The 14,628-nt window shown below is 70.0% G+C and carries 14 protein-coding genes and 1 tRNA gene; 13 read left to right on the forward strand and 2 right to left on the reverse strand.

The genetic code is table 11. The features are described 5' to 3' along the window. The first annotated feature begins 24 nt into the window (after nucleotides 1-24). From EOD42_RS15740 to hpf, 6 genes are all read left to right on the forward strand, one after another. On the forward strand, nucleotides 25-1,002 hold the full coding sequence (locus tag EOD42_RS15740; RefSeq protein ID WP_127788510.1) for a KpsF/GutQ family sugar-phosphate isomerase: 978 nt from the start codon (nucleotides 25-27) through the stop codon (nucleotides 1,000-1,002). A gap of 65 nt (nucleotides 1,003-1,067) precedes the next feature. Further along, entirely contained in the window at nucleotides 1,068-1,706 is a 639-nt protein-coding gene (gene lptC, locus EOD42_RS15745) for an LPS export ABC transporter periplasmic protein LptC (RefSeq protein ID WP_164867962.1), read from the forward strand. Continuing rightward, complete coding sequence (locus tag EOD42_RS15750) at nucleotides 1,703-2,665, forward strand: LptA/OstA family protein (protein WP_127788512.1); 963 nt, start codon at nucleotides 1,703-1,705, stop codon at nucleotides 2,663-2,665. Before lptC ends, EOD42_RS15750 begins: the two co-directional genes overlap by 4 nt. Further along, on the forward strand, nucleotides 2,662-3,411 hold the full coding sequence (lptB, locus tag EOD42_RS15755) for an LPS export ABC transporter ATP-binding protein (RefSeq protein ID WP_127788513.1): 750 nt from the start codon (nucleotides 2,662-2,664) through the stop codon (nucleotides 3,409-3,411). The genes EOD42_RS15750 and lptB overlap by 4 nt, the downstream gene beginning before the upstream one ends. Before the next feature lie 45 nt (nucleotides 3,412-3,456). Then, on the forward strand, nucleotides 3,457-4,917 hold the full coding sequence (gene rpoN / locus EOD42_RS15760; RefSeq protein ID WP_127788514.1) for an RNA polymerase factor sigma-54: 1,461 nt from the start codon (nucleotides 3,457-3,459) through the stop codon (nucleotides 4,915-4,917). Between the two features lie 56 nt (nucleotides 4,918-4,973). Beyond that, complete coding sequence (hpf, locus tag EOD42_RS15765) at nucleotides 4,974-5,552, forward strand: ribosome hibernation-promoting factor, HPF/YfiA family (protein ID WP_127788515.1); 579 nt, start codon at nucleotides 4,974-4,976, stop codon at nucleotides 5,550-5,552. A gap of 34 nt (nucleotides 5,553-5,586) precedes the next feature. Here the strand turns inward: hpf and EOD42_RS15770 are convergent, their stop codons facing one another. Both EOD42_RS15770 and EOD42_RS15775 read right to left on the reverse strand, forming a co-directional pair. Then, nucleotides 5,587-6,261: a flagellar hook assembly protein FlgD gene (locus EOD42_RS15770; RefSeq protein WP_127788516.1), complete on the reverse strand. Its 675-nt coding sequence runs from the start codon at nucleotides 6,259-6,261 to the stop codon at nucleotides 5,587-5,589. 12 nt (nucleotides 6,262-6,273) lie between these two features. Beyond that, complete coding sequence (locus EOD42_RS15775) at nucleotides 6,274-7,668, reverse strand: flagellar hook-length control protein FliK (protein WP_164867963.1); 1,395 nt, start codon at nucleotides 7,666-7,668, stop codon at nucleotides 6,274-6,276. Nucleotides 7,669-7,910: 242 nt separating this feature from the next. On the opposite strand from EOD42_RS15775, the gene flgE reads away from it, so the two are divergent. The 7 genes from flgE (at nucleotide 7,911) to EOD42_RS15810 (ending at nucleotide 14,605) form a co-directional block, all read left to right on the forward strand. After that, the gene (gene flgE, locus EOD42_RS15780; RefSeq protein WP_127788518.1) at nucleotides 7,911-9,212 is read left to right on the forward strand and encodes a flagellar hook protein FlgE; all 1,302 of its coding nucleotides are present in this window, start codon (nucleotides 7,911-7,913) and stop codon (nucleotides 9,210-9,212) included. 155 nt (nucleotides 9,213-9,367) lie between these two features. Then, the gene (gene flgK, locus EOD42_RS15785) at nucleotides 9,368-10,894 is read left to right on the forward strand and encodes a flagellar hook-associated protein FlgK (RefSeq protein ID WP_127788519.1); all 1,527 of its coding nucleotides are present in this window, start codon (nucleotides 9,368-9,370) and stop codon (nucleotides 10,892-10,894) included. Next, nucleotides 10,894-11,949, forward strand: coding sequence for a flagellin (locus tag EOD42_RS15790; protein WP_127788520.1), 1,056 nt, complete (start codon nucleotides 10,894-10,896; stop codon nucleotides 11,947-11,949). Before flgK ends, EOD42_RS15790 begins: the two co-directional genes overlap by 1 nt. Before the next feature lie 259 nt (nucleotides 11,950-12,208). Next, the gene (locus tag EOD42_RS15795; protein ID WP_127788521.1) at nucleotides 12,209-12,652 is read left to right on the forward strand and encodes a flagellar biosynthesis repressor FlbT; all 444 of its coding nucleotides are present in this window, start codon (nucleotides 12,209-12,211) and stop codon (nucleotides 12,650-12,652) included. A 17-nt stretch (nucleotides 12,653-12,669) separates the two neighbouring features. Next, the gene (locus EOD42_RS15800; protein WP_127788522.1) at nucleotides 12,670-13,416 is read left to right on the forward strand and encodes a DUF1217 domain-containing protein; all 747 of its coding nucleotides are present in this window, start codon (nucleotides 12,670-12,672) and stop codon (nucleotides 13,414-13,416) included. A gap of 56 nt (nucleotides 13,417-13,472) precedes the next feature. Further along, entirely contained in the window at nucleotides 13,473-14,501 is a 1,029-nt protein-coding gene (locus tag EOD42_RS15805; RefSeq protein WP_164867964.1) for an AbrB family transcriptional regulator, read from the forward strand. Nucleotides 14,502-14,522: 21 nt separating this feature from the next. Further along, a tRNA-Leu gene (locus tag EOD42_RS15810) sits at nucleotides 14,523-14,605 on the forward strand. The last annotated feature ends 23 nt before the right edge of the window (nucleotides 14,606-14,628 follow it).

Here is a 14,628-nt window from a genome sequence, read left to right on the forward strand (position 1 = left end):
CTGGGCCGCGCCACCCCTCATAGGATGCGCGTGGACCAGTCAGTACCCCCCTCCTCCTACCTCGCCGTCGCCAGGCAGGTGCTCCAGGCCGAAGCAGAGGCGCTGCAGACCCTTGCGGCAGCCATCGGCGTGGAGTTCGACCAGGCCGTCGAGACGCTCGCGGGATGCACCGGGCGCGTCATCGTCTCCGGCATGGGCAAGTCCGGCCATGTGGGGCGCAAGATCGCGGCCACCATGGCCAGCACCGGCACGCCCGCCTTCTTCGTGCATCCCGGTGAGGCAAGCCACGGGGACCTCGGCATGATCCAGCGCGGGGATGTGGTGCTCGCGCTCTCCAACAGCGGCGAGACGGCGGAGCTGTCGGACCTGATCGCCTATTCGCGCCGCTTCGGCATTCCGCTGGTGGGCATCACGGGGCGGGCCGGCTCCTCGCTGGCGCGTGATGCCGATGTGGCGCTGGTGCTGCCCGCCGTGCCCGAGGCCTGCCCGATGGGCCTGGCGCCGACCACCAGCACCACCATGCAACTGGCGCTGGGCGATGCGCTGTCGGTCGCGCTGCTGACGCGGCGCGGCTTCGGCGCCGCCGATTTCCGCGTGTTCCACCCCGGCGGCAAGCTGGGCGCGCAGCTGATGCGCGTGGAACAGCTGATGCATGCCGAAATGCCCCTGGCCGCGCCCGAGACGGGCATGGATACCGCGCTGGTGGCCATGACGGCCGGCCGCTTCGGCTGCCTGGGCATCCAGCAGGACGGCCGGCTGGTCGGCATCATCACCGACGGCGACCTGCGCCGCGCCATGAAGCAGGGCGGCGACCTGCTCGCCCGCCGGGCCGAGGAAGTGATGACCCGCCGCCCCCTGTCCATCGCGCCCCACACCCTGGCGGCCGAGGCGCTGCGCATCATGAACGAGCGCAGCGTGACCACCCTGTTCGTGGTGGACGGCCAAGGCGTGCCGCGCGGCATCCTGCACATCCATGACCTGCTGCGGACGGGGGTTGCGTGAGCGGCTCTCGGCGCGAACCGGGGCTCGGCGCGAACATCACCCCGATCGCCCCACGGCGCGGGGCGATGCTCACCCCCTCCCGCGCGCGGGTGGCGCCCAGCGCGCGCTCCATGGCGCGGCGGCACAGCTTCGTGCAGGCGGTGAAATACCTGCTGCCGGGCGCGGCGCTGCTGCTGATCGCGCTGATCCTGTTCTGGCAGGATATCGAGGGCAAGGACGGCCGCCTCTCCTTCCGGCGCAGCGCGGGCGTCGCGCCCGCCGCCCTGCAGGTCACCAGCCCGCTCTATCAGGGCCGCGACGACCTGAACCGCCCCTATACCGTGACAGCCACCCTGGCCCAGCAGGCCGATGGACGGCTCGACCCCGGGCAGGAAGTCATCAACCTGACCGCGCCCCGCGCCGATATCACCCTGAATGACGGCGCCTGGATCCTGCTGGAATCGCGCGACGGCGTGTATGACCGTGGGCGCAACATGCTGGACCTGGCGGGGGATGTGACCGTGTACCACGACAACGGCACGCTGTTTCGCAGCGACACGGCCCATGTGGACCTGACCGCCGGCACCGCACAGGGCGACCGCCCGACGGCCGCCCAGGGCCCCTTCGGCATCATCAACTCCGAGGGCTTCGAGATCCAGGAGCGCGGTGCCGTCGTGGTGTTCACCGGCCGCGCCCATGCCGTGCTGGAGGGGACCCAGCGATGAACCGTCTTCCGATCGCGCTCTGCCTGGGCCTTCTGGCCACGCCCGCCCTGGCGCAGAACATCGACCTCTCACGCGGGGGCCCTGTCGACGTGACGGCCACCGACGGCATCGAATGGCGCCAGGAACAGCGCGTGGTGGTGGCGCGCGGCAACGCCCGCGCCATCCGTGACGGCGTGACGGTGGATGCCGCGCGCCTGCTGGCCCGCTACCGCCCGCAATCGGGCACCCCGGCGCCCGCGCCCGCGGCCGGCAGCCCGGCCGACAGCCCGCTTTCGGGCGGCAATGAGATCTGGCGGCTGGAGGCGGAAGGCAATGTCCGCATCTTCACCGAGACCGACACCGCCACCGGCGACCGCGCCGTCTATGACATCGACCAGGCCGTGCTGGTGCTGACGGGGCGGGAGCTGACGCTGACCACCCCGCAGCAGCGCATCACCAGCCGCGACAGCCTGGAATACTGGTCCCAGCGGCGGCTGGCGGTGGCGCGCGGCAATGCCGTGGTGATCACCCAGGACGGCCGCCATATCGGCGCCGACACGCTGGTCGCCTATCTGGAGCCGGACGGCACGCCGCAGCCCGCCCGCCCCGCAGCAGCCCGGCCCGGCCAGCCGGCCCAGCCGGGTGCCGCGGCACCCCCGCCCGGCGCCGGCCGCATCGACCGCGTGGAGCTGTTCGGCAATGTCGAGATCCGCACCGAGACCGAAGTGGTGCGGGGCGATCGCGGCGTCTACCAGGCCTCGACGGGCCTCGCGCGCATCCTGGGCAATGTGCGGATCACGCGCGGCGACAACCAGGTGAACGGCGAGGAAGCCATCACCAACCTCAACACCGGCGTTTCGCGACTGATCGGCCAGAGCGGCCAGCGCGTGCGCGGCACCATTCAGCCGCAGCAGGGCGGCGCCGGCGGGACCAACCCGCTGGCCCCGGCACCTTCCGCCGCCCCCAGGAGCACCCGATGAACGCGCTAGCTGCCATCCCCGGCGAAGGCGGCCTCGTCGCCACCGGCCTCGGCAAGCGGTATCGCAAGCGCCCGGTCGTGCGCGGCGTGTCGCTGCACCTGAAGCGGGGCGAGGCCGTGGGCCTGCTCGGCCCCAACGGTGCCGGCAAGACCACCACCTTCTACATGATCACCGGCCTGGTGCAGCCCGATGAGGGCATGGTGACCATGGACGGCCATGACGTGACGCGCCTGCCCATGTATCGCCGCGCGCGGCTGGGCATGGGCTATCTGCCGCAGGAAGCCAGCATTTTCCGCGGCCTGTCGGTCGAGGACAACATCCGCTCCGCGCTGGAGGTGGTGGAACCCCAGCGCGACCGGCGCGAGCAGATGCTGGACAACCTGCTGGCCGAATTCGGCATCGGCCACCTGCGCCGCGCCCCGGCCCTGGCCCTGTCGGGCGGTGAGCGCCGGCGCTGCGAGATCGCGCGCGCGCTGGCCACCCACCCTTCCTATATCCTGCTGGACGAGCCGCTGGCGGGCATCGACCCCATCGCGGTGGCCGAGATCCGCGACCTGGTGAAGCACCTGAAGAATCGCGGCATCGGCGTGCTGATCACGGACCACAATGTGCGTGAGACGCTGGAGATCATCGACCGCGCCTACATCATGCATGACGGCAAGCTGCTGATGGAAGGCACGCCGCAGGACATCGTGGCCGACGAGGGCGTGCGCCGGGTTTACCTGGGCGAAAGGTTCAGCCTGTGATGCTGGCCCCACCAGCCAGCATCCCACACTGAAGCAGCCTTAACGATGTCGCTCGGCCCGCGCCTCGATCTTCGCCAGAGCCAGTCCCTGGTGATGACGCCGCAGCTGCGCCAGGCGATCAAGCTGCTGCAATCATCGAACCTGGAAGTCGCGGCCTTCGTCGAGGAGGAGCTGGAGCGCAACCCGCTGCTGGAGCGCGAGGATGCGCGGGACAGCGTGGCCGTCGCGCCCGAGGCCCCGCCCCAGGATGCAGCGGCCGCCGTCTCGGCCGAGGCCCCGCTGGCCGAGGCGCCGCTCGATGCCGATTTCTCCAACAGCTATGACGCGGGCGAGCCCTTCGTGCCCGGCTCGGTCGGCGGGCGCGGGGATTTCTCGGACGACCTTTCCTCCATCGAGGAAACCGCCGAGGCGCCCCGCAGCCTGCGCGAGGATCTGGGGCGCCAGATCCGGCTGGAGTTCCAGGACGCCCAGGACCAGCTGATCGCGGGGCTGATGCTGGCCATGCTGGAGCCCAGCGGCAGGCTGGTGGTGGATGTGGCGGCGCTGGCCGCGCGGCTGGGCTGCGCGGCGGACCGGGTGGAGCGGGTGCGCCGCCGCCTGCAGCGGCTGGAACCCACGGGCATGTTCGCGGCCAACCTGGCCGAATGCCTGGCCGCCCAGCTGGCCGAGAAGAACCGCCTGGACCCCGCGATGCAGGCGCTGCTGGATCATCTGGAGCTGCTGGCCCGGCGCGACCTGCGCGCGCTGATGGACATCTGCGGCGTGGATGCCGCCGATATGGCGGACATGATCGCGGAGATCCGCCGGCTGGACCCGAAGCCGGGCGCGGGCATGGACGCGCCGCCGCCGATGCCGGTGGTGCCCGATGTGCTGATGCGCGCAGCCCCCGACGGCGGCTGGGCGCTGGAACTGAACCCCGAGACCATGCCCCGCGTGCTGGTGGCCCAGGGCTTCGCGGCGCGCGCGCTGGTTTCCACCACCGACCGCGACGCGCGCGCCTTCGTGACGGAAAAGCTGGCCACCGCGAATTGGCTGGTGAAAAGCCTGGAGCAGCGCGCCGCGACCATCCTGAAGGTGGCCGCCTGCATCGTTCAGCGCCAGGACGCCTTCTTCCGCCACGGGGTGGAATTCCTGAAGCCGCTGATCCTGCGCGATGTCGCTACGGAGGTGGAAATGCACGAGAGCACCGTCTCCCGCGTCACCTCCAACAAGTACATGGCCACCCCCCGGGGGGTGCTGGAGCTGAAGTTCTTCTTCACGACTGCGATAGCCGGAACCGCCGGCAGCGAGGCCGTCAGCGCCGCTGCAGTGCGCCATAGAATCAAGCAGTTGATCGATGGCGAAGCTGCGACCTCTACCCTTAGCGACGACGCGCTGGTGTTGCGTTTACGTGAAGAAGGTGTGGACATCGCCCGTCGAACGGTGGCCAAATACCGGGAAGCGATGCGCATACCAAGCTCGGTACAGCGCCGTCGTGAGAAAGACGGGAAGGCCTTATCGGCCTGAGATGACCTCTCCGGCCGACGCGGCCTGACCGCGAAGGCAGGAGGATGTGAGCTACTATGCAGATCACCGTCGCCGGAAAACAGGTCGATACGGGCGATGCCATCCGTTTCCATGTGGAACGCGGGCTGACCACGATTGCTGAGAAATATTTCGACCACGCGCTCGAGGCGCGGGTCGTGTTCAGCAAGGACCGCGGTTTCTTTGCCTGTGACATCAACCTCCACGCCGGCCGTAACGTGACCATGCAGGGCCATGGCAGCGGCACCGATGCCCATCGCGCCTTTGACGAGGCGTGCGACCATGTGGGCAAGCGGCTGCGCCGCTACCGTCGCCGGGTGAATGAACACGCGCGCAGCCGCAGCGTGCAGCAGGTGGTGCGCAGCAGCATGCCGCACCTGGCCGCCGTGCCGATGCCCGAGATGGAGGAGGACGAGATCGACGCGCCGACCGTCGCCGCGCCGGCCGTGGTGGCCGAGGCGACCGCGCTGCGCAGCATGAGCGTGAGCCAGGCCGCGCTTGAGCTCGATGGAGACGGCGCGCCGCTGGTGATGTTCCGTCACCACGTCTCGGGTGAGGTGAATGTGGTCTACCGCCGGCCCGACGGCCATGTCGGCTGGCTCGACCCGCGCGCCTGAGGGTTAAGGGAAGGGGGGCTTCGGCCCCCCTTTTTTAATTGCGGATGGTGCGCATCGAATCGAAGCCCACCGTCAGCCCGCCCAGCGCCAGGTTCACGCCGGAACTGGTGCGGTTCGCCCCCGTCACCGTGCCCACAACCGTGGCCGTCAGCGCACTGGTCGTGCCGTCGGAGCCGATGCCCGTGACGCTCACATTATAGGCGCCGTCGGCCATCCGCTGGCCGGCGGTGTTCAGGCCGTTCCAGCTCCAGTCGGTCTGGCTCGTGCCCAGCGCCACCGTGGTGTCGCGCAGCACGGTGCCCGAGGAATTGGTGATGACGATCCGCGCCGCGCTGGAGGTGCCGGCGGCCGGCAGGCGCACCGTGCCCACGCCGTTCTGCAGCGGGATCTGGCTGGCCTCCACCTCCACCGTCTTGCCGAGCAGCGAGGAGGCGGTGGTCAGGCTCGAACCCTGCTGCAGGCTGATCAGGGTGGAGAGGTTGGTGTTGGCCTGGATCTGCTGTTCCACGCCCGAGAACTGCACGAGCTGGTTCGTCATCTCGTTCACGTCCATGGCGTTGGACGGGTCCTGGTTCTGCAGCTGCGTGGTCAGCAGCGTCAGGAAGGTGCGGAAATCCGTGCCCAGCCCCGTGGCGCTGGCGGTGTTGGTGGTGCTGCCCGCCGTTCCGGTGGTGCCGGAGGAGCTGGACGTGCTGCCGATGGTGCTCATGGCGCGATCCTTTCAGACCTGGAAATCGAGGAGGGAACGGGAGAACTGACGGGTGGCCTCCGCGGCCTCGGCCGGGGCCGCTGGGCGGAAGCGCTGCGGCGCGCCCTCGCGGCGGCCTTCGCGCCCGCCGGGGTCGCCGCCCGCCATCTCGAAGCTCAGCCCCTGGCTGGAGAGGGTGATGCCGCTCTGGGTCAGGCCCTGCTGCAGTTCGCGCTGGTCGCGGGCCAGCAGGGCCATGGTCTCGGGCTTCTCGGCCACGATGCGCAGGCTGGCGGTGCCGTCGCTCTCGCGGCTGAGGCGGACCTCCACCTGGCCCAGCTCACCGGGGTCGAGCGTGATGACAAGGTCACGCCCGCGCGGGCCGGCCTGGCCCAGCGCGATGGCGACCGGCAGCACCTGCTGCGCGGGGCTTGCGGCGGGAGCCTGGCGGGGTGGCTCCGCGATCGGCGCGGCGGCGCTGGGCGCGACCTCACCCTGGATGGAGAGCAGCGGGTTCAGCGGTGCTGGCGGCACGCTTTCCGTGCGGGGGCCGGGTTCGGCCCGGGGCGCCACCGGGGGGGCCGGGCGGGCATGGGGCGCCGGGGCTTCGACCGCGACGGCGGGGGCCGGCCGCCCCGGTGCTGAAGGTGCCTGCGGCTGCGCGGGTTCGGCGGCGGGGCCGGATGGCGGCGGCGGCGGGGCGGCGCGGGTCTCCATGGCCACGGGCGTGCTGTTCGCGGCCTCGGCCGGGGCAGCGGGCATGGGGGGCGGCGGGGGCAAGGGCGCTACCGGAACCGCTTGCTGTGCCTCGGTCTCGATCTCCTCCGGTGCGGCATCGGCTTCCTGCGCGGGCTCGGCGGGCGGGGCGGCGCGCGGCGGGCGGGGCGGCGGCGGTGCCACAGCGGATTGCGGCGGCGCTTCCGGCGCCTCCGCTTCGGCGTCGGGCATGACGGGCGCCTCGGGCGCGGCCGCACCCGGCGGGCGGACGGCCGGTTCCGCCTTGACCAGCACAGGCGGGGCAACCTCCGGCGGCGGCGCGGGCTCGGCGGATGCCGGCGCGGCCGCGACCGGCTCCGGGGCGGGCGGCGCCACGGCTTCCGGCTCAGGCGGAAACCCTTGCGGCAGGGCAGCGACCGGGACGGCCGGGGGTTGCGGCGCCTCGGGCAGCGCGGCAGTCGGCAGGGCGTTCGGCGGCATGGCGGTCGGCGGCACGGCAGCCGCGGGTGGGGCCGCGGCTGGCGCGGCCTCCGCCTGGATCGCCGCCCCTTGCCCTGCCCCCTGCCCTGCCGTTGCCGGCGCCGCGCCCGCAGCCGCCAGCAGCTGGCGCAGCGCCCCGGCAAAGCCCTCGCCCGGCTCGGCGGCCGGGGAAGCCGGGGCTGAACCGGGCGGCGGCGGCGCGGCCGGCGTGCTGCTGAGGGGCGCGAGCATGAAGGCTCCTGGAGAGATGGCTGCCCCCACCGCACGCATGTGCCGTGCCAGACCCTGCCCCCGGCGCGCCCGGCATCGACCGCCGGGCCGGCGGCAGATTCTCGCGGCCACCGGCAAGGATTGCCGCGCCGAACCGCCCCAGGGGCTGGCACGCGCCGTGCCAGACCAGGACCGAGGGCCCCCGTCCCTTCCGCCCTCCGCCTGGGGCGGCCGCACCATGCCTGGCCAAGGAGCCCCGCCGCATGTCATTGTTCGGAGCCATGAACGCCGCGATCAGCGGGCTGAGTTCGCAGTCCAAGTCGCTGGCCAACATCTCCAACAACCTCGCGAACAGCCAGACCGTCGGCTACAAGCGCATCGACACGAATTTCATGGACCTGGTGACCCAGTCCAGCCGCACCGCCAATGCCGCGGGCTCCGTCGTGGCGCGGCCGGACTACACCAACACCATCCAGGGCACGATCACCCAGTCGGACAACACGCTGGCGCTCGCGATCAGCGGCCAGGGCTTCTTTTCCGTGGCGTCCCAGAACGGGACGGTGAACGGCCAGCCCACCTTCGATGACCGGCAGTTCTATACCAGGGCCGGCGATTTCTCGCTGAACAGCGACGGCTACATGGTGAACAGCCAGGGCTATTTCCTGCAGGGCTGGCCCATCGACGCGACCACGGGCGAGCCCAACCGCACCCAGCTGAACCCCATCCGCGTCAGCCAGCAGGTGTTCAACCCGGTGGCGACCAGCTCCGTCGAGCTGACGGCCAACCTGCCCGCCGGCAGCGACAGCACCGTGACCACCCAGGTGCAGATCTATGATTCGCTGGGCACGGCGCATACCGCCACCCTGTCCTTCACCCCCGTGACCGGCAGCAGCGAATGGGACATGTCCATCAGCCTGCCCGACGAGACGACCGCCACCACCCGCACGGTGCGCGTGCAGTTCGGCAATGCGGCCACGCCCGCCACCACCTCGGGCCTGCTGGGCAGCTTCGCGAGTGCCGTGGGTGTCACGCCCAGCACCAGCACCGTCACCGGTGACCCCGCGACCCTGACCTTCACCACCGATTTCGGCGAGGGCGCCCAGAGCATCACCCTCAACCTGGGCGAGATCGGGCAATCGACGGGGCTGACGCAGTATTCGGGCACCGAGTTCTCGGTCAGCAACATCTCCCAGAACGGCGTGCCGCCGGGCTCCTATTCCGGCCTGTCGATCGGCGACAACGGCGATGTCACCATCAACTACGACAACGGCCAGTCGCGCGTGATCTCCCGCATCCCCGTCGTCACCTTCTCCAACCCCGACGCGTTGCAGCGCCTGGACGGCCAGGCCTTCATGCGCACCCCCGAATCCGGAGAGGCACGGGTGACGCAGATCGGCTCCGACGGGGCGGGCAAGCTGGTGGTGGGCAGCGTGGAGGCCTCCAACGTCGATATCGCCACCGAATTCAGCAAGCTGATCGTCGCCCAGCGCGCCTATACGGCCAACACCAAGGTCGTGACCGCCAGCGACGAGATGCTGCAGGACACCATCAACATGTCCCGCTGAGCCCCTTCGCGGGCGGAATAATCCGCCCGCCGACGCCCGGTCTCTCGCAATAGGCGGGGACAGAAGGTCCCGGGGACCGGGCGTTAACCACCTCTCAATCTTCGTCCCGCATTTCTGGACACCCCCAGCCGGAGCAGCGCCGAACCGGAGCCCGCATGAGCCTCGACACCGCCCTCAAGATCGCCCAGAGCGGACTGCTCGCGACGCAGCGCCAGCTCGCGATCACCTCCCAGAACGTCGCCAACGCGACGACCACGGGATACACGCGCAAGAGCGTCACGCTCAGCTCCGCCGATGCGGACGGGCAGCCGCTGGGCGTGCGCGCAGGTGTCACGGCGCGCTATGTCGACCAGGCGCTGGTGAACCAGCGCAACTACCGCAACGCGTCGGCCCAGGCCTATTCCGTGCGCGACACGCTGCTGGCCGGGGTCGAATCCGTCTATGGCGCGCCGACCGACGGCAACACGCTGGGCAACGTCATCAACGCGATCCAGAGCGCCTTCACCAACCTGCGCGACGCCCCCGCCGACACGGGCGCCCAGCGCGAGGTGCTGACCGCCGCCGCCAATGCGGCGCGCCTGTTCAACGAGGCCGGCCAGGCCATCGTCGATGCCCGCCAGCAGGCGCAGGACGGCATCGAGAACGAGGTGAAGTCCATCAATGACAGCCTGCGCCAGATCGCGAGCCTGACGGAGCAGATCAAGAGCCTGAGCTCCTCCGGCCTGTCCTCGGCCGACCTGGAGGACAAGCGCGACCAGGCCATCGCCACCCTGTCGGAGGCGCTGCCCGTGCAGACGGTGCGGCAGAGCGACGGCGGGGTGGTGCTGCTGGGCCGCAACGGCATCACCCTGACCCTGCCGACCAAGGGGGAGGACATCCTCTCGGTCGCGCATGCCGAGGTCGGCGTCTCCTCCTATTACGGCGGCGCGGGCTCCCTGCCCGGCGTCACGATGAACGGGGTGGATGTCACGAGCCAGCTGCAGGGCGGCAGGCTGGCCGAGAACATCACCATGCGCGACCAGGTGCTGCCGCGCATGATGGCGGAGGTGGACGTCGCGGCCAGCGAGCTCGCGGCGCGCTTCGACGCCGTGGGGCTGACGCTGTTCACCGACCTGGCGGGCGGCGTGCCCGACACCTCGACCGGCTATACCACCGGCGGGGCGATGGGCTTCTCCCTGACCATCCAGCTGAACAGCGCCATCTCGGCGGACCCGACCAGGCTGCGCGACGGCACCCATGACGTGACGGGCAGTGCGACGGGCGCCAGCGCCTTCACCATGAACCCGTCGGGCGGGCCCACCGGCTTCACCACCCTGATCGACCGCGTGCTGGACAACGCGATGGGCCAGGAAGCGCAGTCCGGCGTCGCCTGGGCGGGGTTTCCGGCCACGGGCCTCGGCCCCGACGGCACGCTGACCTCCACCATCACCTCCCGCACGCTGACCGACTACGCGACCGAGGTATCGGGCAGCCATGCCGCCGTGCGGGCCGAGGCCGTGTCGAACCAGGCCGGGGCCACCGCCCTGCGGGATGCGTTGACGGCGCGCATCGACGCCAATTCCGCCGTGGATTCGGATACCGAGATGACCAACCTCGTGAAGCTGCAGAACGCCTACGCGGCCAATGCCCGCGTGATGTCGACCGTGCAGTCGATGTACGATGCCCTGATGGCGGTGCGCTGATGGACCTGATCTCCCGCCTCAACACCGAGGCCACCCTGCTGCGCGCCCGGTTCGAGGTGCTGAGCCGGCAATCCTCGAACGGGCTGAAGGGCACGAGCCTCAGCGATCTGGGCACGGATCTGCCGCGCACGGTCGATCTGCAGAACAGCATCAAGCGCAACGAGACCTACTCCCGCACCATGGACCAGGCGGGCGCGCGGATGAGCGTGATGCAGACCGCCCTCTCCCGCCTCTCCGCGATCGCCACCGAGTTCCGCGCCGAGATCTCGACCGCGCTGAGTTCCAGCAACACCAATTCGCTGGTCACCGTGCAGTCCCGCGCCAAGGCCGCCTTGAAGGAGGTGGGGCAGCTGCTGAACACGCAACTGAACGGGGAATACCTGTTCGGGGGCTCCGACCTCGCGAATCCGCCCATTCCGGATCCGGACGGGCTGCCGACCAGCACCATGGCCAACACCATCGCCACCGCGGTGACGGGCCTGACCAACGCGAATGCCACGGCCGTCAACGCGGCGACCCTGGCCGCCGCCCAGGACACCAGCGCGGGCAACAGCGTGTTCTCGGCCTTTCTGGAGGACCCTGCCCAGGGCGCGGGCGAGGCCCGGCGCTCCGTGCCCGTGTCCGACGGGGAGCGCATGACCTATGGCATCAAGGCCAATGCGAACGGCAGCGCCAACAGCACCGGCGACACCACGGGCAGCTGGGCGCGCGACCTGCTGCGCGGGCTGATGACGCTGTCCTCCCTGACCGATACCCAGATGCAGCAGGGCCAGGGCTTCGACGCCGTGGCGGACAGCCTGCGCAACATCTTCAAATCCGCCGAATCGGCCCTGGCGGAGGAGACAGGCAGCCTGGGCGCCGTGCAGAAGCAGGTGGAAGCCGCCAAAACCCGGCAGAGCGACATCAACACCCAGCTGACCGGCCAGCTTTCCGGGCTGACCGAGGTGGACATGGCCACCACCCTGACCCGGCTGCAGGCCACCCAGACCCAGCTTGAGGCGAGCTATCGCATCACCGCGAGCCTCGCCAACCTGACACTGACCAAATTCCTGTAAGTATCGTCAGACAATACGAAAGTACCCAGGCGGCGAAAGCCGCCTTTTCTTGTTCGCCCCGCCCCACCCCACTTCACGAAAACATGAGCGACATCAGGGCGATGTTTTTCATGCGGCGACGCGGGCGGTTTCAGTCCCTGTTAATGCGCCGGCGTGACACTCACCTTCTCGGCCGCCCCCCGGCCAGCCAGCACAACGCATGGCCGCGAGCCCGCCAAGACGGCGCGTCGACGGCAGACATCTTTAGGAGGCCCACACCTTGTCCACCCTGGTACTGGAACTCAGGCAAGGCGACCTCATGGTGGTGAATGGCGCGCCCATCCGCTTCCGCAACCGCGCGCGCATCGAGCTCGCGGCCCGGGCACGCTTCCTGTTCGGCAAGCAGATCATGGCCCCGGAGGGTGCGACCACCCCGGCGCGCCGCATCTACTTCGCCCTGCAGACCGCCTATATCGGCGCCGATGAGGAACGCGCGGACGGGCTGCGGGACGCCCACACCCTGATCGCCGAGTTCAAGGAGGCCACGACCTCCGACCTGGCCCGCGGCCTGCTGGACCAGGCGCTGGAGGCCGCCGACATCGACGACGGCTACACCGCCCTGAAGCTGGCCCGCCGCGTGATGCGGCATGAGGAGGAGATACTGGGCCTGACGCCGCTGCCGCCCCCGCGCCGAGAGCTGCGCGGGGCGCTCGCCTCGGTGTAGCCGCGGGAGGGACCGTCATGTCCGGCAGCTATGCGGGTTCGACCAACCCCATCCTGGCCTATCGGCTGAACATCAAGGATGGGGCGGAGGCCAAGGCCCTGGCCCGCGTGGCCAAGGAACCCGATGTCCAGCGCAGCATGGACCAGTTCACCAAGGCGGTGGCCCAGGCGAAGGACATCAAATCCGCCCTGAAGGACCCGCGCATCCTGGGCGTGCTGATGACGGCCATGGGCCTCGGCGACGCCACCAACCAGTCGGGCCTGGCCACCCGCGCGCTGCTGTCGGATCTGAGCGACACCAAGAGCCTGGCCAACAACCTGTCCGATTCGCGCTGGAAGAACGCCGCCAAGTCGCTGGACCTGTTCAGCAAGGGGCTGGACGCGCTGAAGGACCCCAAGCTGCAGGCCACCCTGAAGGAGGGGCTGCAGCGCGCCAAATGGTACGAGAAGCTGGACGGCGACGTGGCCGGGCTGAGCGACGCGCTGGCCTTCAAGGACAAGGCCTCCACCGCCACCGACGTCTATACCGTGCTGGGCGACCCCATCCTGCGCCGCGTGGTCACGGGCGCGCTGGGCCTGCCCACCACCATCGCCATCCAGTCGGTGGAGACCCAGGCGCGCGCCGTCTCCAGCCGGCTGAACCTGGAAAAGCTGCAAAGCCCGAAGGAGGTCCAGAAGCTCATCGAGCGCTATCTGACCAACAAGGACCAGACCGCCACCAACACATCGACCAATCTGTTGGCACAGTTCGGCTTCACTGTCTGAATTGTAAGGACAGGCAGGGTTTACCCCCCTGCCCGGCAGGCCGATGCTGCACTGCCGTGATAAGCATTCTCCTGACCCTTTCTGTCGCCTCGATCGGCGGCGCGATCTTCAGCGCGCTGCATGTGCCGCTGGCCTGGATGATCGGCGCCATGGTCGCCACCGCCACGCTGAACTGGCACTACCCCGCCAAGCTGAACAAGCTGATGCGCCCGGTGGCGCTGGTCGTCCTCGGCCTGTCGCTCGGCCAGAGCTTCACGCCCGCCGTGGTCGCGGCCATCGGCGGGGCCATCCCCGCCATGCTGGTGGCCGGCATGCTCTCCATCCTGACCGGGGTGATGGTGGCACCCATGCTGGGGCGCATGGCGGGGCTGGACAGCAAGACGGGGTATTTCTCCTCGGTGCCCGGCGGGGTGGTCGTCATGATCGTGCTGGCGCAGCGCGCGGGCGTGTCCCTGCCGCCCGTCACCATCGCCCAGACCATCCGGGTGCTGGTGGTGGTGCTGACCTTTCCGCTCGGCCTCAGCTTCTTCGCGCACCATGCCGAGGATTCGGTGTTCAACACCGCCCGCCTGGCGGTCGATCTTCCCTGGATGCTGGCGGTGCTGGCCGGCGGCCTGGCGGTGGCCCTGGGCATGAGCCGCACCCGCATCGCCAACCCCTGGATGCTGCCGCCGCTGATCCTGTCCATCGCGCTGACGGGCACGGGGCACATGCCGTCGGGCATTCCCGGCATCATGGTGAACATGGCGCAGATCGTGATGGGCGCCTCTCTGGGCCAGCGCATCACGCGCGAGTTCATCCTCAGCTCCCGCCGGCTGATGATCGCCGCCGTGCTGTCCTCGCTGATCCTGTGCGTCATCTGCGCGGTGATCGGGGTGGGGCTGGGGCTGCTGTTCGACCTGCCGCCGCCCGGCGTGGTGCTGGGCATGGCCCCGGGCGGCATGCCCGAAATGGGCATCACCGCCCGCAGCCTGGACCTGGCGGTGCCGCTGGTGCTGGGCTTCCACCTGACGCGCACCCTGCTGTGCAACCTGTTCGTCGGCCCGATCTATGACCTGGCCAGGAGATTGCGCATCCTGCGTTGATGGGCGATCAATCGTTCCGGCGCGGGCGTGCCGGAATGGTAGACGGAAGCGACTTAAAATCGCTCGGGTGCATGCCTGTGCGGGTTCGAGTCCCGCCGCCCGCAGACCACACGGAGGAAACCATGAA

It is taken from the genome of Rhodovarius crocodyli, from assembly GCF_004005855.1.
Classification (GTDB): Bacteria; Pseudomonadota; Alphaproteobacteria; order Acetobacterales; family Acetobacteraceae; genus Rhodovarius; species Rhodovarius crocodyli.

Excerpts from the sequence above, each read along its gene's own strand:
- rpoN (WP_127788514.1), top strand. The coding sequence starts at position 3,457 with ATGTCGCTCGGCCCGCGCCTCGATCTTCGCCAGAGCCAGTCCCTGGTG.
- lptB (WP_127788513.1), top strand. The coding sequence starts at position 2,662 with ATGAACGCGCTAGCTGCCATCCCCGGCGAAGGCGGCCTCGTCGCCACC.
- lptC (WP_164867962.1), top strand. The coding sequence starts at position 1,068 with ATGCTCACCCCCTCCCGCGCGCGGGTGGCGCCCAGCGCGCGCTCCATG.
- flgK (WP_127788519.1), top strand. The coding sequence starts at position 9,368 with ATGAGCCTCGACACCGCCCTCAAGATCGCCCAGAGCGGACTGCTCGCG.
- EOD42_RS15775 (WP_164867963.1), bottom strand. The coding sequence starts at position 7,668 with ATGCTCGCGCCCCTCAGCAGCACGCCGGCCGCGCCGCCGCCGCCCGGT.
- EOD42_RS15790 (WP_127788520.1), top strand. The coding sequence starts at position 10,894 with ATGGACCTGATCTCCCGCCTCAACACCGAGGCCACCCTGCTGCGCGCC.
- EOD42_RS15800 (WP_127788522.1), top strand. The coding sequence starts at position 12,670 with ATGTCCGGCAGCTATGCGGGTTCGACCAACCCCATCCTGGCCTATCGG.
- EOD42_RS15740 (WP_127788510.1), top strand. The coding sequence starts at position 25 with ATGCGCGTGGACCAGTCAGTACCCCCCTCCTCCTACCTCGCCGTCGCC.
- hpf (WP_127788515.1), top strand. The coding sequence starts at position 4,974 with ATGCAGATCACCGTCGCCGGAAAACAGGTCGATACGGGCGATGCCATC.
- flgE (WP_127788518.1), top strand. The coding sequence starts at position 7,911 with ATGTCATTGTTCGGAGCCATGAACGCCGCGATCAGCGGGCTGAGTTCG.
- EOD42_RS15770 (WP_127788516.1), bottom strand. The coding sequence starts at position 6,261 with ATGAGCACCATCGGCAGCACGTCCAGCTCCTCCGGCACCACCGGAACG.
- EOD42_RS15750 (WP_127788512.1), top strand. The coding sequence starts at position 1,703 with ATGAACCGTCTTCCGATCGCGCTCTGCCTGGGCCTTCTGGCCACGCCC.